The organism is Thermoactinomyces sp. CICC 23799 (assembly GCF_016055145.1).
In the GTDB taxonomy this organism is placed as follows: domain Bacteria; phylum Bacillota; class Bacilli; order Thermoactinomycetales; family Thermoactinomycetaceae; genus Thermoactinomyces; species Thermoactinomyces intermedius.
Map to the genome: position 1 here is coordinate 164,015 of NZ_JAECVV010000005.1, position 17,637 is coordinate 181,651.

Below are 17,637 nucleotides of genomic sequence, written 5' to 3' on the forward strand. Positions count from 1 at the left end.
TCTTCCCTCCATCTTGTGTACCGGTACAGATAAGAAAATTAAGCATTTTTTAACTCATTTACATCCATTATACTGAAGGGGAATTTCCGGGAGGGATACAGATGGAATGGAGACACGAAACATTACCCTATTGGATCAGTGACCAGAAGGATTTGTTGGATGTGGATGCCGTCTGCCGTTTGTTGCAAACCACTTATTGGGCCGGACACCGGACCAAAGAAACCATTGTGAAAAGCATGGAAAATTCATTGTGTTTCGGCGTCTACGGAGAAGAAGGACAAGTGGGTTTCATGCGGGTGGTAACGGATTATGCCACTTTTTCCTGGATTTGTGACGTCATCATTCATCCGGATCATCGCCGGCAAGGATTGGCCAAATGGATGCTGAAATTCCTCCTATCACATGAGGCTGTGCGGGATACCAGCATGATTTTGGCAACCCGGGATGCGCACGGTCTTTATGAACGGTTTGGATTTAAACGGGAAGAATTGATGAGAAGGAAAAAATCCGTCGATTAAACCAAAAACACGAGCGGGAAATCGCTCGTGTTTTTCATGATTTGCCGGGGCTTTCTTTGATTCCGACGATCACCCCGTAACCGTTTTTCACTTTGACTTCAACCAGAACTCCGCCATTTTGGGCCAAGGCTTCCCACTTTTCTCCGGATCCTTCCTCGACATAATAGCGGTCCAAATGATAATCCACCCGGTATTTCTCTCCATCCCGAAAGGGAAACACCGGTTTTTGAAGCGTTCCTTTCAGATACAAGCCACCGGGCGGCTTCTTTTCAGAAACCCGGTCCACGATGTAGTGATTCCCCTTGGGTTTTAGGGAGACGTAAACCGGGATGCCCGGGTCAGGCAGATGGTGGGCAGCCTTCTGTGCGAGCTGCGGATCAAAGCGGGAACGGTCCACTTCCTCAATCTCCAATTTTAACCGGACATAGTCCCCGTAAAACAAATCTTTCGGATCCACCGGGATGGTTTTGAGCGTAACCTGTTCGCCGCTCATGAAAGCAAGCAATGGTTGCACGGTCATGGAAACCAGGGAAACGACCGGAATGAGAAGAACGATCCAAAACCACCGGTTGGGGATGTTTTTCATTTCCCTCCCCCCCTTTTCCGGCTTTTTTCAATCCAATAACCGCTGAGAATGAGCAAAATGCCGCCGATCAAGAAATAGAGTGACTTGGGAAGAAATTCGATGGATAAGTCCAGATAGAACCGAAAAATGAGTGCACAGGAAATCACCACAGCCGAAAGCTGTTTCTTTCTGAGCAAAAAAATCAAAAAGGCAAGATAAGCCACTGCGACTGCATATCCCAAAAGCGGGGCATGAAACACTCCCCCCCACATTTCCCAAAAGTCCGGATAAGTAAGTACAATGGCAGCAACCCCGTGAATGAGGGCTCCTTGCTGTTTCAACACCTCCGCATAAGGCCGGATGTTGAGAAACGTCATGCCTGCTCCCAGCAATAACAAAATGAATGCATTGACTCCCCCGTGCCATTCCCACCGGACGAAAGTCGCCCAGATCGTGAGGATCAAAAGCGCATTGGCAAAGAAAAACACTTGACGGTTTCGGTTCAACCAGCGCTCATTGCATCCGTAAAAAAGCGGAATAAAAACCCAAACCCAGAAAGGATACGGCACGGATGCATCCCAAGCCGGCGAGGCATAAATGCCGATAAACACAATGGACAGGATCATCACCCAACGGTCTTTTAAGTAGAGTGCCAACGGTACGGTCCCGAGGGCCCAAACCAAAAAGGCCTGTTGATAAGGCGATGAGCTGTGAAACATCTGACCCACGAGAAAAATCCCTGCTCCGTATATTGCCGCGCCGATATAATAAAAGCTTTTGGAAGTTTTGGGATATGAATCTTCCAGTTTCCAGCCGGTGAAATAAGCGCCCGTCAGTCCAAACAAAATCAGCAGAAATTTTACCGTTCGGGGAAGCGCCTCCCAATTCCCGGCGATAAAACTGAGAATGCCCACACCGATCAAAACGGAACCCAAAATCAACAAGATGCGGATAAAACCTGCACTCCCTTTCCCTTTCACCTCATAAGAAGATAAGATCTGTTGAACTTGCGAGGAATCGATGATCCCGGCTTCTTCAAAACGGGAAAGTTCCATCCGGAGCCACTGGTACTTTGATGAAGAAATGATTTTCTTTTTGTGCAACTTGGCATCCCCCCTCCATGCTTTGACTATATCATGATGCGGTTCGTACGAAAATGAAAAACAGGGACACCCTTTCCCAGGATCCCTGTCTTTAAGATTGAATGCTTTTCACCCGGCTTAAGATCGTGCCGTTGTTTTGCTCATATTCCCATATCCCGCGCCCGGCTTTTTGTGCCATGATTTCCAAACGCCGGAACTCTTTCAGATATTTCCGTTCTGATTTCAATTTTCGCGCCCGGTTCGGAATCACGCAACGGGCCAATCCTCTTTTCAGCAAAAGCGGTTGCAAATGCATGTCATCCACATACACATGGGCAAGAATCCGGCCGTAATGGTCCCGCTTAAAGGCGCCTTGCTCGATGGTGACACTCCGGCCGCGATGGATGAGACTGACAATGTACTTTCTGGCCTCAAGCGCTTTGAAATGTTCCAACAAATTGGCGGAATTGAGCTCGGGGGCATCAATATACAGAAGCCGGACCCGTTCCAGTTTTTGATTCCTCTTGATTTTCAAAGTGTCTCCGTCAATCACCCGCACAACTTCAATCGGAATTCTTTTGTTCACCGGTGGCAAAGAGCCCATCCTCTCTGCGAATCTTTCATCGCTTTAACGTTATTATAGCATAAATCCTTGTTTATTTTAGAATTTTTTGACGAAAATCCGTTCCCTCTTTGCATCTTCCTCTAGGAGAGAGCGAAATGTTATAATACGGAAAAAACATAAAGAGGTGGATGCAGATATGGCGAAAACGGAATCGAATATGTTCCCGCTCGGAAAAGAAGCCCCGGATTTTGCATTGCCGGATGCGGTGTCCGGAAAAACGGTGGCCTTACAAGATGTAAAATCCTCCATTGCCACGGTCATCATGTTTATCTGTAACCATTGTCCTTATGTAAAACATGTTCAGAATCAGTTGGTGCAACTGGCCAATGATTACATTCCGAAAGGAATTTCCTTTATCGCCATCAACTCCAATGATGCGGAGCAATATCCGGATGATTCGCCGGAGAAAATGAAAGAAGTGGTAGAAAAACTCCAATACCCGTTTCCGTATTTATTCGACGAAACCCAGGAAACAGCCAAGGCTTACCAAGCAGCTTGCACGCCGGATTTCTATATTTTTGACGGCGATCTGAAATGTGTTTACCGGGGGCAATTGGATGATTCCCGCCCGGGGAATGACATTCCGGTGACCGGCGAATCCATCCGTGCCGCATTGGATCAAATCATTAACGGTGAGCCGGTGACGGTCACACAAAAACCCAGTCTGGGTTGCAATATTAAATGGAAGCAAGCATGAAGCCGCCCCTGCAAGCAAGTCCGGGGCGGTATCCTCAGACTTGCTTGCTTTCTTTGACCTCCGCTTGATCATGTTGATCAAACGAATTTTGGTATTCCACCACGTCCACTTTGCAGCCGGGGCCGATCTTCACATTTTTTCCCCTGACAATGCCGGCGTGGGTGTATTCCAATTCGATATCATCCCCTTCAATCACTTCGGCTTGCAACGTTTTGTCGGCAAAAAAGGATTTCAGCCATTTGTTTAAAGCAAAGCTGTTCTTTTTGACGACGATCTTCTCTCCGCCAATTTCCTTTGCTTTGGCATTGCCGAGCAATTCCACTTGAATGTTTCCGGCATTTAACAGCCCTTTGATGATAAAAACCCCTTTGATCACCACGGACTCTGCTTCCAAGTCTTCGTCAACCTTTAAGGTTCCGCGGATGTCTGCCTGGTCGGCGATGAAATTTCCTTTTACTTGGGCGGTCCCGTTGAGCGTGATGTTTTGGGTGTGCACATCCCCTTCTGTCGTCAATTGGCCATTCACTTTTGTTTCATCCGCCTTCAGTTTCCCTTCAATCGCCGACGAACCACTGACTTTCACCGTTTGTGTTTGCACGTTTCCTTCCACGACACTGTCCCCGTTTGTGATAAACAACCGGCAATCCAGGTCGCCATTTACTTTTCCCAATCCGTTGATGCGGACCTTTTCGAATGTACCACCCGAAAAATTTCCGTACCCGTTGATCAGTAAATCACTCATTTGCATCTCCCCATCCGAAATGTTGAATTTTCCCTTTTAACTTTTCCAATTCCTCTGCAAGCGAAATGCGCAGGAGCACTTTCACACGATCATCAAAACAAATTTCTTTAATTTCATTCACCAAAATATAAGTGGTGACCCCCAGTTTGCGGACGACGAATAACTCTGCATTTTTCTTTTCAAACCGGTGGGAATTGTTTTTCAAAAACAGATACAGCGATTTTCCTTCGTCCAGGGTGATTTCACCCGTTTCAAGCAACTGATCCAGAACATAGAGATAAAAGAGTTGTTCCAAGGTAAACACATTGGATTGACCATGGATGGACAGGTGCAGTTCAAGCACAACATCCGAAACAATCTTTTTCTCTTGAATTTGCTCTTTCGTTAGCGAGATTTCCGTAAACCGGGGAGAAAACATTTGCGCAATCTCATCCAAAGACAAATCGTCTTTTAAGCTGATGATTTTATTCACTCGTTGCAGTATTTTATCGCGAGGGAAAAAGGTTTCCTGCCCGGTGTAGGTGGATTTGCGGATAAACCATTCTTCCGGAATCAAGTTTTTTCGTTTCCAACGGTATAATTGTCCGTATGAAATGCCTGTTTCTTTCAACAGGTCTTTTTTTGAAATCAAGTCTTGATCCATTCCCCGACACCTCCTCGTCATTATTGTAACATAACATTGTTACGTAAAAAAGAGGCGAATGCCCCATCTTATTTTCAGCTCAAGAAATTAAAAAACTCCTCTCCTCTGCAGCGCATGATGCCGACGGTTACGGTTTGTTTCGTAGCCTTTTGCAATTTGTCGGGACGGCTTTTGTGTCCTGTTCTTTGGGAGCTAAACCGGATTTTTTTGCCAATCCTCCCCTGCATTTCCATATGTTTTGCGTTATGTAAAAATTTTACTTGTTTTCATGATAAATTACATAAAACGCATTTAAAAAGCGGGTTTTTTTAATATTTCACATAGAATATTATATAAATATGTAAAAAAATATTTTTATTTTCTTCTTCTTGTTTTATAATTAAATATATTGATAATTTTGTTGATTCTTTTATGGGAGATGATTCATTCATGAGTGGAATTGCAGGTTGGATTGATTGGGAAAGAGATTTGTCGGGAGAACAAAATGTTTTAAGCAAAATGACCAACGCGATTCAACATCGCGGTCCCGATGATGAAGGTTATTGGTTTTCGGAACGTGCAGCGATTGGTCACCGCCGTCTCTTTGTCATCGATCCTGCCGGTGGAAAACAGCCGATGGTTTATCGCTCAGGGGATCATTCCATCGTACTCTCCTTTGACGGGTTTATCTATAACTTTAAAGATTTGAAAGCAGAACTTGAAAATCTCGGACATCGTTTTGGAACGGAATCGGATGCAGAAGTTTTGCTGCACAGCTATTTGGAATGGGGAGAAGATTTCATCCAGCGCATCAACGGGGCGTTTGCCTTTGCCATTTGGGATGAACGTCGCCAAGCATTGATTTTGGCCCGGGATCGCATCGGAGTCAAACCCCTCTTTTACAAAGTACATAATTCCGGAGTTTTATTTGGTTCCGAATTGAAAGCCATCCTGGCCCATCCGGAAGTCAAACCGGAAGTGGATGTCGAAGGCTTCAGCGAACTTTTCGGAATGGGACCCATCCGCACCCCCGGTTTTGGTGTGTTCCGCGGAATTCAGGAAGTCAAACAGGGTCATTACATTGTTTTCACAAAAGAAAAAGCCGATCATCATCAATATTGGAAATTGGAAAGCACACCGCATGAAGACGATGTGGATACCACTGTTGAAAAAATCCGGGAAATCCTGAAAGACACTGTGAAACGCCAATTGATCGCCGATGCCCCGATCGTCTCCATGTTATCGGGCGGGTTGGATTCCAGTGGTCTTACTTCCATGGCTGCCCGGTATTTGGCGGAAGAAGGAAAACAACTCGGTACCTATTCCCTTGACTTTGCCGGAAGCGACAAACATTTCAAAGCCGACTTGTTGCATGTCAGCCGGGATGAGCCGTATGTTAAAATCGTTGCGGAATATGCAAATACCGATCACCATACTGTCATCATTAACCATGATCAGTTGACGGAACATGTATTCCTCCCTGTGGAGGCACACGACTTGCCGGCACTGGGTGAAATGGAAGCATCGTTGCATCTGTTGTTCAGTGAAATGAAGAAAAATGCGGCAGCCACGCTCTCCGGAGAATCTGCAGATGAAGTTTTCAGCGGATATCCTTGGTTCCATCAGGATGAATTTTTGTTCTCCGGAACGTTCCCGTGGAGCGCACAAATTCGCTACTTCAAAGATGTTTTGAATGAAGAGGCGATCAAAACACTCCAGCCGGAAGAGCACAGAAACCGCAGATACCAGGAAGCGGTCAGTGAGGTTCCGAAATTGGACGGGGAAACGGGAATCGAAGAAAAACAACGGGAAATGTCTTACCTTTTCATCACCCGCTTCCTGCCGTTTATGTTGGAACGGAAAGATCGCATCAGCATGCATAACAGTTTTGAAGCGCGTGTTCCGTTCAGCGATTACCGATTGGTTCAATACTTATTCAATATTCCTTATTCGATGAAAACCGTCGACAAAGTCGAAAAAAGCCTGTTGCGCCGTACATTCAAAGGTTATCTGCCGGAAGAAGTGCGCACCCGCAAGAAAAGTGCATATCCGTCCACAACGGATCCGGTTTACTATCAAAACATCCGCAAGATGTTGAATGAATTGATCGAAGATCCGCAAGCGCCGGTTGCACTGCTTTTGGACAAACAAAAAATCCGTCACATTTCCGACAATCTCTTTGAAAAATCTCCGTTTGAAGTCGGAAAAATGATGGAATATATCCTCCAAGTCAACAAATGGATGAAAGACTACAATATCTCCCTGAAACTGTAGTCTCATGAAAAGGCTGAGTGTCCGCAAGGCACTCAGCCTTTTGGCTTTCCGGCAACAAAACTCCAACATCTCATGCCTGGTAGGGGCTTCGATTCTCTTCCTCCGCCTCGCGGATTCGTTGGATCAGGGTATCCAATCACCCATGTGCCTGTCTGTTCCTTCGTATACTTGGAAAGGAGTCCGGTTTCCTTCTTTGTTAAGGCAGATCACAGCATTGATGGGCTAATGGGTTCAGCGGCCCTTCTGGCAAAATCACTCTAAAATGAACAATTAGAAGAATTTAGCCACGTGTTTTTTCAAAAACGCAGCCAATATATGATGTCAAATCAAGCCCAGGACAATAATTAAAAGCCCTCTCCATTAAAGGAGCGGGCTTTTTTGTTTCAGTTCTCCAGAAGAAGTGTAATCGCATTGACCGACATTTGCTCTGCAGATAGCAAGAACAGTAGCTAAGTTTCAATCCTCTTGTTGAGGTGTAATCATTCTGACGGCATGTGTCTGAAATACTTGACACGCTTGAGGTTCAACACTGTTTTTCGAATACTTTCTTTTTTAAAAGAAAGTTTCAGGTTATTTTTTTGGATCAGCTCGAAGCGAAGTGACTTTTCCCTTTATTTCATACGGGTTTCAGCTTTTGCGAGCAACCCTGGGGGTTTTGGACATATCCAAGCGCTCGAAAAATCCTTGTATGAGCATCAGGAATATCAATTATTTTCAATTTAGCAAAAAGATAAAAAGCCTGTAAACCTTCAAAATATAACTTTTTAAAGGCAAGAGATAATCTCTGATAAAAAAACCTCTCCATTACCGGAGAGGTTTTTTTACATTTGTCCCGGCTGATCACTTTTCCATAAACACCAGGCGAAGGCCTAAAATTGTATAAATGGCGGCTTCGATCCAATGAACGCCCCGGGAACGGATGAAGGGTTGCAAAAATTTTTCCCCCAACGCAGCGGCTCCCACCGAGACCAGGCTGAAGATAGTTAATGCCTGAAAGATAAACAACATTCCGAGCCCGATGAATTGAAGAGTGATGGATCCTGCGTGAGGGGAAACAAATTGCGGCAAAAAAGCCAAAAAGAATATGGATACTTTGGGATTGAGCAAATTCATCCAGATTCCCCGTTTATACAAGGCAAAAGCGTTTTGTTTCAAATTTTTTTGCTTCACGGGTCCGGTGCCGGAGCTTTTCAACGCTTGCCATGCCAAAAAAAGCAGATAAGCCGCGCCGAAATACTTGAGGATTTGAAACGCCAGCGCCGAATGATAAATGACAGCCGAAATTCCAACGGCCACGGCGGCCGTATGCCCCAACAAACCGGTGCACAAGCCGAGCGCCGTCATGATCCCCCCTTTTTTTCCTTGCACCATGCTTTGCGTTGCCACAAAGAGAATATCCGGTCCCGGCATGAGAGTGAGTGCAACAGAAGCCAGCAGAAAATAAAAAACATTGGTCATGTCCATGAGCAGGTGTACTCCCTTTCCATGAAAAATCGTTTTTCATTATATTAAAAAATCCCCCTGTTTTTCAGGAGGATTTTTTATTTCGGCTATTTCAGCCAGCGGTACGGCGGGACATGCCGGACCATGGTATGGAAAACCACGGCCCACTCTGTGTCGCTTAACCGTCCGACCGGCGTATTCCGGCTCTTCTTCAACGTTTTCACAAGATGCGTGATTTGCGGTGCCGTGAAAATCCCTCTGAAAACCTCACCGACCGGCAACTCCGGATGCTTCAGGGCATATGACGCCAGTTTAAAAAACAAAGTGCGAAACCGGACGGGAATCAAGGGAGGGGCTTTTCTCTTGATAAACAAGACGGCCGAATCCACCTTGGGAGGCGGTGCAAAATGATACCGGGCGATGGTCCTTCCCATCGTTAAATCAAAATACATCCGCCAAGCCAGAATGCGCGGGTTCGTGGAAGGATGGCTTGTGAAGCGTTTGGCCGCCCCTTTTTCCATCACCAGCAAACCGTTTTGAAACGGATTTTCAGGCCGGTCCATCAATCTTTTCAATATCGGGGTGGTGATGGAATAAGGGATATTGGATACCACCGAATACGGTTTATCGGGCAAGTTCACTTCCAAAAAATCCTTTTCAATCACCCTGACATTCCTGTGTGGTTTCATTTCTTCCCGCAAAATCTTTGCAAAAGAAAGATCGTTTTCAATGGCGATGACCTTTTTGGCTTTTTGCGCCAGATGAACGGTCAAAGCTCCTTTGCCTGCACCGATTTCCACCACTTGATCCTCCGGGCCGACTCCGGACATCTCCACAATGCCCGCTGCCAGCCGTTTACTTTTCATTAAATGTTGTCCCGGAAAATTTTTTCTTAACTTCTTTTTACTCATATTATCTCACCTTCCGCATTCTGCCCGGTGCAAAGCAAATGCGGAGATGAGCCTGTTTTTCAGGCGCACGAAGACACACCAAGCCTGTGGTTCCGGCTTGGCGGGATGTCGGCAATGAAAGCAAAAAAAGGAGGGGATTCCCCTCCCTTTTTTATCTATTCATATGCACAGGTTTTACCTGAAAAAGGGCAGACTGATCCCGATTCACTCTGCACAAGGCAGGGCTTTGAACTTTTTAAAATCAGTTGTTCAAAGCTTGGAATCGAAGTCTGCATGATTGCATTTCAGGTAAATCCTCCTTCGTTCTTGATGGAATAACACGGTAAAGTCTAACATGGATGTTTGTTTTCATCAACCTTAAAAGTTCATTTCCCCCTTCCTTCCGCCTGAAACTTTTCGGTTGATCCTGTCCATTGGTGCGAAAGGTGAGATGAATTCGCGAAATGGATATTATAAAATTAAGTTGGGGACATTTGTTCCTCAAATGAAACAGAAAAGGATGTGAAAAAATGAAACCGTTTTTTGTCATTGGAAAGAGTTTGTTCTGTTTTTTGCTGGTCCTGACCATTGCCGGAACAACCGGTTTTTCTCCCCTTCCGTCAGCAGCGGCAGATCAGCCGGCAACCTCGGAGCAGTGCCCGAATGCGGAGAATTTGATCCAACCGGATGAAAACGCGGAAAAAGAAATCCGTGATGTCCTCCCGCAATTGATTCAAGAAACCTATGGCGACGATTCCCGTTACCAAAATTACGAGGTCAAACGGATCCTTTCCCTCAAGGATCCCGAATCTTCCCCCTACTCCGGCATCGCTGAACAACAGTGCGGAAAAGAAGTTGCCGGAAAATCCCTGCTGGTGGAACTGTTCTTCCCGGAATTCCTCCCCAGCGCCAGCTTGTCGCAAGGACAAGTTTTCGTGGCCAAAACGAATGAGGGATGGAAAGTTTGGTATCGCTATCATTAAAACTGAAACCGCCCTTGGACGGTTTGTCTAAGGGCGATTTTCTTCCGGTCGCTCCTTTGCATCCTCCACCGTTTTCCCCAAATGCCGGAGGATTTGATCCAATTTCTGATTGATCTGGTGAGTCATCATCACCATTAGTTTCAAGCTGCTCATGATGGTGTAAACAAACTTTGCAAACGATACGAAAAATAAGATGACCAGGACGATGAGCACCAAATTGTAAATCAAATTAAAGAATAACATAAAAATTATTACATTTACGAATATTTTTTAATCCTTTATGTTTGTAAATCATCAAAAAGGGGTAATTCTTCTCTGCCGATCGTCAGAAGGGCTGTGAATGATGAAATCTTTATCAAAGGGATTTCGTTCAAAATACATTAAGTGAAAAAATGAAATTTCATCTGACAAGCGATCAATATTTTGAATTTTATAACTCTGCCGTCTCAAGGAAGGAGCCCGTGGAAAGACATGGTCTTACAAACCGAAAATCTTTCGAAAGCTTATCGCGGCCAAATGGTTGTAAACCGGTTAAACATACAAATTGAAAAAGGACAAATTTACGGTTTTTTGGGCCCGAATGGCGCCGGGAAAACAACAACCATTCGCATGATTTTGGGACTTACCCGCCCGACGGAGGGAACGGTCCGGATTTTCGGGAAAGAAATTCACAAACATCGCATTTCCATACTGAGCCGGGTAGGCTGTTTGGTGGAAACCCCCGGCTACTATGGACATTTAAATGGTTACGAAAATTTGGATATCGCCCGCCGGATGCTTAAAGTTCCTCCGTCGCGGATTGACGAAGTGCTGAAAATGGTTCATTTGGAAGATGCAAAACATATAAAAGCCAAAGATTATTCGCTCGGTATGAAACAACGGTTGGGAATCGCCATGGCTCTTCTGAACAAACCGGACTTTCTCATTCTGGATGAACCGACAAACGGTCTGGATCCATCCGGAATACAAGAAATCCGGGAATTGATCAAACAACTTCCGCAGATGTTTAATGTGACCGTATTCGTGTCCAGCCATTTGTTGAGTGAAGTGGAACAAATGGCTTCCCATGTTGGTATTATTCATCAAGGCCGGCTTTTGTTTCAGGGATCAAAAACAAAACCAAAAGCAGTTTAAATTGAAGACAGACCGGTTGGACGAAGCTGAGAAATTGTTGAAGCAACATCACTATTCCATTTCGCGGGATCAAGAGTTTATTTATATCGACTCCCTGCCGACGGAAAAAATTAATTCATTACAAAGATTACTCATCGACCATCACTTTATCATTTATCACTTCCAAGAAGAAGAAAACTCGCTGGAACAAATGTTTTTTCAGATTTTGGAGAATGGAGATCATTGATCATGAATTCATCTGTTATCAACGAATGGATTAAAATCCGCCGTAGTTGGGTCATTTGGCTTTTCATTTTTGTTCCTGTTGTGACCTGTTTTCTCCTCACACTTGCCCTTGGGTACTATTTGCAAAAAGGCCACTCTCCAGAACAGGGTTGGGGATTGATCTTGTCACTTACCAGCCGATACTTATGGCAAATCATCGCTTTCACTGTTCCTGTCTTCATTGCCTACATCGTCAACATGGAACAGTTTTCGAATATGTGGAAGTTTCTTTTTGCCATGCCTTTGGCGAAATGGAAAATCTATGTTGCCAAATTCTTCTGGGGATTCGCCACCACCTTGGTTATGGGGCTTTTGTTTGTTTTTGGCATATACATCATGGCTGAATTGCATGATGTTGAACACCTTGTCACCATCGGCCAATTGTTTTCTTATGTGTATGCCCCTTTTCTTCTGGCCATCCCCTTTGTGGCTTTTCAATTATGCGTATCCATGGCCAGCAAGAACCAATCAGTGCCGATTTCATTTGGAATCGCCTCAATTATTCTTGCCCCTGTTTTTAAAGGATGGGGTTGGTGGACACCGTGGGGATTTTGGTCTACGTTCCTCCCCTCTCCGCCTTTGTCGGTTCAGGCATTGTTCCCCGGGGAAACGAGTGCATTGCTTAACTGGGAAATCCTCTTGTTATCTGTTTTGTTTGGCGCCATCTGGCTGGTGATCGGAATTACTGTGTTTTACCGAAAAGAATTTGATTAATCGACTGAAAGGGAGATATGATTGGGGAATTTGTTCATGGCCGAATGGATGAAAATCCGGAAAACAAATATTTGGCGGTTGATTCTGGTTCTTCCATTGGTTCCGATTGCCTATGGGATCTTCATTTATGCCCGGTTTGTATCCGAAGACCAATGATTGGCTGATGGCTTGGGGAATGGCGAACTACTTTTATCCAACCATCTTCTTTCCAATCCTTTCCGTATTATTGGCAGCCAATCTGTGTAAGGTGGAGCATGAAGGACATAATTGGATTAGAGCTTTAACTTGTCCTGTTTCTTGGAAACAACTGTATTTATCCAAGTATCTGTGGCTTGTCCTCTTATTGGGATTGGCTCAGGTAATTGCCTTGTCGGAGTTTGCTGTCATCGGGGAATTCGCCCGGTTGAATCATCCGTTTCCATGGGCCTTGCTGATTCAATGCCTGGTTCTCGGATGGATAGGGATTTTGCCGTTGGCCGCATTTCATTTGGCAGTATGCGCATATTGGAGCAACTATGTACAATCAGTCATTCTCAATATTTTACTCATCCTTCCGGTTTTTTTGATCATCGGTTCAAAAAAATACACTTGGTTGGGGTATGTTTACCCTTGGGCTCTCCCGGCGGTCGGAACGAACCAAATATTGCTCCGTTCTTTTCACATTCAAGTATTGATCATTGATTTCATGTGGCTGATTCTGTTTTTGATTGGCGGAATCTCACTCTTTATCAAACAAAAATCCAATCATTAAAAACCGGTTTAAAACCCATGGACCATTTTTTGGTTTATGGGTTTTTTATTGGTTTTTGGAACATTTTCTTGTACCGGTTCCCCTTTTTCCATCAGGCTTTTTTCGATCCTCATCCAAAATCAGTCACAAAACCTGTTGACCTGACTCTTAACTACTGTTACACTTATACACATAGGTATATAACCATTTAACGAGATAAGCGTGGAAGTAAGGTGGTGATACACATTGAGCCGGAAGCTGGACAGCCACAAGCCGATCTTTTTGCAAGTCCGGGAAAAAATCGAGGACATGATTGTCAACGAACAGCTGAAGGAAGACGAACAGGCTCCTTCCACCACGCAACTGGTGAACTTTTATAAGATCAATCACGCCACGGTCTCCAAAGGCGTCAACCAGCTGGTTGAGGAAGGAATTCTTTATAAAAAAAGGGGCATCGGCATGTTTGTGGCCAAAGGGGCCAGAGAAAAACTGATTCAAAAACGAAAAAAGGCTTTTGTGGATGAATATGTCGTCCCTTTGGTGCAAGAAGCCCACAAGCTGGGGATCGCGGAAAGTGAAGTGTTTGCGCTGATCAAAAAAGAAAGGAAAGGGATTGAGGATGAATTATAAAGTGGAATTCGACAATGTATCGTTGCGATACAAAGACTTTGAGGCGCTCAAAAATGTTTCCTTCCAACTGGAAAGCGGAAAGATTTACGGTTTGCTCGGCCGGAACGGAGCCGGAAAGACCTCCCTCCTTTCTCTCTTGTCATCTTTTCGCCTGCCGACGGAAGGATCAATCTTGATTGGCGGGGAACCGCCGTTTGAAAACCCGAAGATCATGCCTCATGTTGTGTTGGTTTACGAAAAAGATTACAAGGAAGAGCGGAATAAAGTCTCCACCTTCATTCAGGATGCAGCCAAGTTCCGCCCGTTCTTTGACATGAATTATGCACTTCGGCTGGCTGAGAAATTCAAGCTTCCTTTAAACAAAGAAGTGAGAAAACTGTCAAGAGGAATGAAGTCGGCGATGAATGTGACCATCGGACTGGCCAGCCGGGCGCCCGTGACCATTTTTGACGAGGCTTATCTTGGCATGGATGCTCCGACCCGGGAAATGTTTTATAAAGAATTGTTGAGAGACCAAGCCAAACATCCCCGGACCATGATTTTATCCACCCACTTGGTGTCTGAAATGGATTATTTGTTTGAAGAAGTGCTGATTCTCGATCGCGGAAAGCTGTTGCTCCATGAAGACTATGAAACCTTGATTTCCAAGGGACTCACCATCACAGGAGATGCCGGGGCGGTTGATGATTTCACCAAAGGTCGGAAGATCCTGAACGAAGAGCAGCTCGGAAATACAAAATCGGTGATTGTGTTCGGGGATTTCAATGAAGATCTCCGGTTGGAAGCCGAAAAACAAGGATTGGAAACCGGGACCTGCTCTTTGCAAGATCTGTTTATTCATTTAACAGGCAAGGAGGATGCATATGAAACCAACAGCCGTATTTCCTAAAGTGGCCAAAGACATGTACCTTGAACAAATGAAATGGACGGTTTGGTATCTGGTTTTTGTGTTGGTTACCCAAATCGTACATCTTTATTCCAGTTATTTTACAATCGATGATAACACCGCGGTGAAAGGAATTTTGGTGTTTCTTTTTCAATCGGCAAAGGTTTATATGATCGTGATCGCAATTATTTCCGTCAATGGATTCCTGTCTTATTATGTCGGGCAGGGAGTCACCCGGAGAGATTTTTGGGCCGGCTCGATGCTTGCCGCGCTCGGGCTGACGGCCACGATCACTTTCTCCGCCGTGATTCTCACTTATTTGGAATACGGGATTTTGGAGATGTTCCAGCTGTCTCATTTGCTGTCTGACGAATTTTTGAACGGAAACGGGTGGCTGGTGATTCAATATCTGCTTAATATCTTTTTCTATTACTTGGCAGGTTACCTGATCGGAGTCGGTTTTTACCGGTTCCACTGGATCGCCGGAATCGGATTTGTTGCCTTTTTCCTTCTTTCTGTTTCAGCGCTGGAATGGAGCGAAAAATATTCGCTCGGGCTGAATATATTGAGTTCTGCGGCGGCCATTGTCCTCTTTCTCACCTTATTGCGCCAGTTAACAAAGAATATCGCCGTGAAGTTGTAAATGGATCCGGGAGACTCAGGTCCGCATGTTGCCTGAGTCTCTTTGCCTTTTCATGACGTCTGGGATTCATCCCTTTTTTGCTTTGCCAAGCGTTTTTTTTGAATCCAGACCAGCAATTTAAGGATCAGGAACAACAGAAAGATGGCTCCTGATACAAGAATAATGGCTCCTGATATGATGGACACAGCCTTCCAAAAACCAAAAAAGTTCGCGGCCCGCAAAATGATGAGCAGGATGGTAAAAGGAATGAGAAAGCCGATGACATCCTTCCCTTTCACGAAACCCTCTTCCTCCTTTTTTGTTGGAATATCGTTCAGGTTAACGAGCTTGTCCCTCAGTGTCAATAAGGTGTAAGTGACAACATCCCAAACAAAATTCAGTGCGAAAAAACAAAGCGGGACGGATTGGCCGGAGGTTGATCAAAAGGGCACCCCCTCTAATTCATGCTGGATCTTTCCTTTGTGTTTTAAAACTTAAAGCACCGGATTGCCGGCTGTATGGTCCGATTGGATATTGTCATCACATCGTGGATATCAGTGGATCCGGTGCGATGGATTGCTTCAGGGGAACTTTTAAACACTTGAGTTTGACAACCACTCCTTAATCATTTAAGATTTAAATGAAAATTAAAATAAATCAAAAAGAGTGATTCAAATGAATACGTTGGTGGAAACCCGTTTTGGGAAAGTACAAGGCGGTACAGACGGAGAGGTTTGTTTTTGGAAAGGGATTCCTTATGCGAAACCTCCGGTGGGAAAACGCCGCTTTCAAAAACCGGAACCGCCGGAGAAATGGGATGGCGTTTGGGAGGCCACCCGGTTCCGGTCCATGGTGATGCAGCCGTCCGGCACCACCTTCAGCACCGTGCTCGGGGAAGCGGATCTTCCTGTGAGCGAAGACGGTCTTTATCTGAATATCTGGTCGCCGGCAGCCGACGGAAAAAAGCGGCCGGTGCTCTTCTGGATCCATGGCGGCGCCTACCAGTTTGGATCCGGCGCTTCCCCCTGGTATGACGGGACGGAGTTTGCCAAAAACGGAGATGTGGTGGTTGTCACGATCAACTACCGGTTGAACGCGTTTGGATTTTTGTACTTGGCAGATTGGTTCGGCGACGAATTTTCAGCGTCGGGCAACCTGGGAATATTGGACCAAGTCGCTGCACTGCGCTGGGTGAAAGAAAACATTTCCGCATTCGGCGGCGACCCGGAGCAAATCACCATCTTCGGGGAGTCGGCCGGAGCCGGAAGCGTCGGGGTTCTGCTTTCCCTCCCGGAAACCAAAGGGCTGTTTCAACGGGCGATCTTGCAAAGCGGATCGGGTGCCATTTTGCTCCGTTCCTCTCAGACAGCCTCGGGCATCGCGGAACAAATTCTTACGAAAGCCGGCATTCGAAAAGGAGACCGCGACCGGTTGTTATCCATCCCGGCCGGTGAACTCCTTGAAGCCGCACAATCCGTGAATCCGGGAATGGTTTTTGGTCCCGTTGTGGACGGCACCGTATTGAAAACCCATCCGATTGAAGCGTTGGAAAACGGAGCCGCCGGCGATATCCCGATCATCATCGGGGTGACAAAGGATGAGTACAATTTATTTACACTGACTGACCCTTCCTGGACGACAGCGGGAAAAGAAGAACTGATGGACCGGATCGAACAGGAAATCGGGTCGGTTCCGGAAAAAGTTTTTCCATATTACTTATCTTCCGGGGATCCATCGCAACCGGTATGGCAAAAGCTGTTGCGCGCCATGACCTACCACATCTTTACCCGGGGCATGTTAAAAACGGCTGACGCCCAAATCAAGCAAGGCGGGAAGGTTTGGGTTTACCGGTTTGATTACGAAACCCCGCTCTTTGACGGTCGGTTGAAAGCATGTCACGCACTGGAAATCCCCTTTGTCTTTCACAACCTGCATCAACCGGGGGTCGATGTGTTCACCGGCACACATCCGAAGCGGGAGCTAATTTCCCGGCAAATGCATGAAGCATGGATTGCCTTTGCCCGGACAGGGGATCCGAACGGCGACCATCTCCCCGATGCGTGGTTGCCCTTTGCACAAAAAGACCGGCCGGCCATGGTCTTTGACACCGAAACCAGAGCGGAAAAGCATCTGTTTGACCGCGAGCAGGAACTGTGGGAATCAAAGGCTTGAGTGATTTGCTCAAGCCTTTTTTGCATTTCACGTATGTATTCGGA

General features: G+C 45.7%; 22 protein-coding genes. 13 read left to right on the forward strand and 9 right to left on the reverse strand.

All coding sequences use genetic code 11. From position 1 onward, the window contains the following. The first annotated feature begins 101 nt into the window (after nt 1-101). Nucleotides 102-518, forward strand: a complete 417-nt coding sequence (locus tag I8U21_RS08530) for a GNAT family N-acetyltransferase (protein ID WP_181732147.1) — start codon at nt 102-104, stop codon at nt 516-518. A gap of 34 nt (nt 519-552) precedes the next feature. On the opposite strand, the gene I8U21_RS08535 is transcribed toward I8U21_RS08530, so the two are convergent. The 3 genes from I8U21_RS08535 to I8U21_RS08545 all read right to left on the reverse strand — a co-directional run bounded on the left by I8U21_RS08535 (nt 553) and on the right by I8U21_RS08545 (nt 2,751). Next, a complete protein-coding gene (locus I8U21_RS08535) occupies nt 553-1,104 on the reverse strand; it encodes a GDYXXLXY domain-containing protein (RefSeq protein ID WP_138614979.1) in 552 nt (183 codons plus the stop codon). Further along, on the reverse strand, nt 1,101-2,186 hold the full coding sequence (locus tag I8U21_RS08540) for a DUF2157 domain-containing protein (RefSeq protein WP_198053711.1): 1,086 nt from the start codon (nt 2,184-2,186) through the stop codon (nt 1,101-1,103). The genes I8U21_RS08535 and I8U21_RS08540 overlap by 4 nt, the downstream gene beginning before the upstream one ends. A gap of 91 nt (nt 2,187-2,277) precedes the next feature. After that, nucleotides 2,278-2,751, reverse strand: a complete 474-nt coding sequence (locus tag I8U21_RS08545; protein ID WP_236533612.1) for a thermonuclease family protein — start codon at nt 2,749-2,751, stop codon at nt 2,278-2,280. 175 nt (nt 2,752-2,926) lie between these two features. On the opposite strand from I8U21_RS08545, the gene I8U21_RS08550 reads away from it, so the two are divergent. Continuing rightward, entirely contained in the window at nt 2,927-3,487 is a 561-nt protein-coding gene (locus I8U21_RS08550; protein WP_198053712.1) for a thioredoxin family protein, read from the forward strand. A gap of 34 nt (nt 3,488-3,521) precedes the next feature. Here the strand turns inward: I8U21_RS08550 and I8U21_RS08555 are convergent, their stop codons facing one another. Both I8U21_RS08555 and I8U21_RS08560 read right to left on the reverse strand, forming a co-directional pair. After that, a complete protein-coding gene (locus I8U21_RS08555) occupies nt 3,522-4,229 on the reverse strand; it encodes a bactofilin family protein (RefSeq protein ID WP_049720116.1) in 708 nt (235 codons plus the stop codon). Continuing rightward, entirely contained in the window at nt 4,222-4,872 is a 651-nt protein-coding gene (locus I8U21_RS08560; protein ID WP_181732151.1) for a YhbD family protein, read from the reverse strand. The genes I8U21_RS08555 and I8U21_RS08560 overlap by 8 nt, the downstream gene beginning before the upstream one ends. A 429-nt stretch (nt 4,873-5,301) precedes the next feature. On the opposite strand from I8U21_RS08560, the gene asnB reads away from it, so the two are divergent. Further along, nucleotides 5,302-7,125, forward strand: a complete 1,824-nt coding sequence (gene asnB, locus I8U21_RS08565) for an asparagine synthase (glutamine-hydrolyzing) (protein WP_181732152.1) — start codon at nt 5,302-5,304, stop codon at nt 7,123-7,125. 840 nt (nt 7,126-7,965) lie between these two features. Here asnB and I8U21_RS08570 read toward each other — a convergent pair. Both I8U21_RS08570 and erm read right to left on the reverse strand, forming a co-directional pair. Further along, nucleotides 7,966-8,589 (reverse strand): LysE family translocator, encoded by a 624-nt coding sequence (locus I8U21_RS08570; RefSeq protein WP_198053713.1) that lies wholly within the window; start codon nt 8,587-8,589, stop codon nt 7,966-7,968. Nucleotides 8,590-8,675: 86 nt separating this feature from the next. Further along, complete coding sequence (gene erm / locus I8U21_RS08575) at nt 8,676-9,479, reverse strand: 23S ribosomal RNA methyltransferase Erm (RefSeq protein ID WP_037995939.1); 804 nt, start codon at nt 9,477-9,479, stop codon at nt 8,676-8,678. 114 nt (nt 9,480-9,593) lie between these two features. Between erm and I8U21_RS08580 the strand changes: the two genes are divergently transcribed. Then, complete coding sequence (locus I8U21_RS08580; protein WP_198053714.1) at nt 9,594-9,797, forward strand: hypothetical protein; 204 nt, start codon at nt 9,594-9,596, stop codon at nt 9,795-9,797. 191 nt (nt 9,798-9,988) lie between these two features. Beyond that, on the forward strand, nt 9,989-10,441 hold the full coding sequence (locus I8U21_RS08585; protein WP_198053715.1) for a hypothetical protein: 453 nt from the start codon (nt 9,989-9,991) through the stop codon (nt 10,439-10,441). A gap of 27 nt (nt 10,442-10,468) precedes the next feature. Here I8U21_RS08585 and I8U21_RS15315 read toward each other — a convergent pair whose 3' ends face one another. Next, nucleotides 10,469-10,684 carry a DUF4083 family protein gene (locus tag I8U21_RS15315; RefSeq protein WP_198053716.1) on the reverse strand — a complete coding sequence of 72 codons (216 nt, stop codon included), beginning with the start codon at nt 10,682-10,684 and terminating at the stop codon, nt 10,469-10,471. Nucleotides 10,685-10,912: 228 nt separating this feature from the next. Here I8U21_RS15315 and I8U21_RS08595 point away from each other — a divergent pair, with 228 nt between their 5' ends. The 7 genes from I8U21_RS08595 (at nt 10,913) to I8U21_RS08625 (ending at nt 15,442) form a co-directional block, all read left to right on the forward strand. Next, a complete protein-coding gene (locus tag I8U21_RS08595) occupies nt 10,913-11,575 on the forward strand; it encodes an ABC transporter ATP-binding protein (RefSeq protein ID WP_198053717.1) in 663 nt (220 codons plus the stop codon). Between the two features lies 1 nt (nt 11,576). Further along, nucleotides 11,577-11,801: a hypothetical protein gene (locus I8U21_RS08600; protein ID WP_198053718.1), complete on the forward strand. Its 225-nt coding sequence runs from the start codon at nt 11,577-11,579 to the stop codon at nt 11,799-11,801. A gap of 2 nt (nt 11,802-11,803) precedes the next feature. Then, the gene (locus I8U21_RS08605) at nt 11,804-12,553 is read left to right on the forward strand and encodes an ABC transporter permease (protein WP_198053719.1); all 750 of its coding nucleotides are present in this window, start codon (nt 11,804-11,806) and stop codon (nt 12,551-12,553) included. Between the two features lie 127 nt (nt 12,554-12,680). Continuing rightward, on the forward strand, nt 12,681-13,304 hold the full coding sequence (locus tag I8U21_RS08610; protein WP_198053720.1) for an ABC transporter permease: 624 nt from the start codon (nt 12,681-12,683) through the stop codon (nt 13,302-13,304). 225 nt (nt 13,305-13,529) lie between these two features. Continuing rightward, nucleotides 13,530-13,913: a GntR family transcriptional regulator gene (locus tag I8U21_RS08615; protein ID WP_198050664.1), complete on the forward strand. Its 384-nt coding sequence runs from the start codon at nt 13,530-13,532 to the stop codon at nt 13,911-13,913. Beyond that, complete coding sequence (locus I8U21_RS08620; protein ID WP_198053721.1) at nt 13,903-14,802, forward strand: ATP-binding cassette domain-containing protein; 900 nt, start codon at nt 13,903-13,905, stop codon at nt 14,800-14,802. Before I8U21_RS08615 ends, I8U21_RS08620 begins: the two co-directional genes overlap by 11 nt. Then, nucleotides 14,777-15,442 (forward strand): hypothetical protein, encoded by a 666-nt coding sequence (locus tag I8U21_RS08625; protein WP_198050666.1) that lies wholly within the window; start codon nt 14,777-14,779, stop codon nt 15,440-15,442. Before I8U21_RS08620 ends, I8U21_RS08625 begins: the two co-directional genes overlap by 26 nt. A gap of 50 nt (nt 15,443-15,492) precedes the next feature. Here the strand turns inward: I8U21_RS08625 and I8U21_RS08630 are convergent, their stop codons facing one another. After that, nucleotides 15,493-15,720, reverse strand: coding sequence for a hypothetical protein (locus I8U21_RS08630; RefSeq protein ID WP_198053722.1), 228 nt, complete (start codon nt 15,718-15,720; stop codon nt 15,493-15,495). Between the two features lie 376 nt (nt 15,721-16,096). Between I8U21_RS08630 and I8U21_RS08635 the strand changes: the two genes are divergently transcribed. Then, nucleotides 16,097-17,593: a carboxylesterase/lipase family protein gene (locus I8U21_RS08635; protein WP_198053723.1), complete on the forward strand. Its 1,497-nt coding sequence runs from the start codon at nt 16,097-16,099 to the stop codon at nt 17,591-17,593. Nucleotides 17,594-17,637: the final 44 nt, after the last annotated feature.

What these genes read in the sequence shown, in the direction of transcription:
- I8U21_RS08530 (WP_181732147.1), top strand. Translation starts at nt 102, where the DNA reads ATGGAATGGAGACACGAAACATTACCCTATTGGATCAGTGACCAGAAG.
- I8U21_RS08535 (WP_138614979.1), bottom strand. Translation starts at nt 1,104, where the DNA reads ATGAAAAACATCCCCAACCGGTGGTTTTGGATCGTTCTTCTCATTCCG.
- I8U21_RS08550 (WP_198053712.1), top strand. Translation starts at nt 2,927, where the DNA reads ATGGCGAAAACGGAATCGAATATGTTCCCGCTCGGAAAAGAAGCCCCG.
- I8U21_RS08555 (WP_049720116.1), bottom strand. Translation starts at nt 4,229, where the DNA reads ATGAGTGATTTACTGATCAACGGGTACGGAAATTTTTCGGGTGGTACA.
- I8U21_RS08560 (WP_181732151.1), bottom strand. Translation starts at nt 4,872, where the DNA reads ATGGATCAAGACTTGATTTCAAAAAAAGACCTGTTGAAAGAAACAGGC.
- asnB (WP_181732152.1), top strand. Translation starts at nt 5,302, where the DNA reads ATGAGTGGAATTGCAGGTTGGATTGATTGGGAAAGAGATTTGTCGGGA.
- I8U21_RS08570 (WP_198053713.1), bottom strand. Translation starts at nt 8,589, where the DNA reads ATGGACATGACCAATGTTTTTTATTTTCTGCTGGCTTCTGTTGCACTC.
- erm (WP_037995939.1), bottom strand. Translation starts at nt 9,479, where the DNA reads ATGAGTAAAAAGAAGTTAAGAAAAAATTTTCCGGGACAACATTTAATG.
- I8U21_RS08580 (WP_198053714.1), top strand. Translation starts at nt 9,594, where the DNA reads ATGAAAGCAAAAAAAGGAGGGGATTCCCCTCCCTTTTTTATCTATTCA.
- I8U21_RS08585 (WP_198053715.1), top strand. Translation starts at nt 9,989, where the DNA reads ATGAAACCGTTTTTTGTCATTGGAAAGAGTTTGTTCTGTTTTTTGCTG.
- I8U21_RS15315 (WP_198053716.1), bottom strand. Translation starts at nt 10,684, where the DNA reads ATGTTATTCTTTAATTTGATTTACAATTTGGTGCTCATCGTCCTGGTC.
- I8U21_RS08595 (WP_198053717.1), top strand. Translation starts at nt 10,913, where the DNA reads ATGGTCTTACAAACCGAAAATCTTTCGAAAGCTTATCGCGGCCAAATG.
- I8U21_RS08605 (WP_198053719.1), top strand. Translation starts at nt 11,804, where the DNA reads ATGAATTCATCTGTTATCAACGAATGGATTAAAATCCGCCGTAGTTGG.
- I8U21_RS08610 (WP_198053720.1), top strand. Translation starts at nt 12,681, where the DNA reads ATGCCCGGTTTGTATCCGAAGACCAATGATTGGCTGATGGCTTGGGGA.
- I8U21_RS08620 (WP_198053721.1), top strand. Translation starts at nt 13,903, where the DNA reads ATGAATTATAAAGTGGAATTCGACAATGTATCGTTGCGATACAAAGAC.
- I8U21_RS08625 (WP_198050666.1), top strand. Translation starts at nt 14,777, where the DNA reads ATGAAACCAACAGCCGTATTTCCTAAAGTGGCCAAAGACATGTACCTT.
- I8U21_RS08635 (WP_198053723.1), top strand. Translation starts at nt 16,097, where the DNA reads ATGAATACGTTGGTGGAAACCCGTTTTGGGAAAGTACAAGGCGGTACA.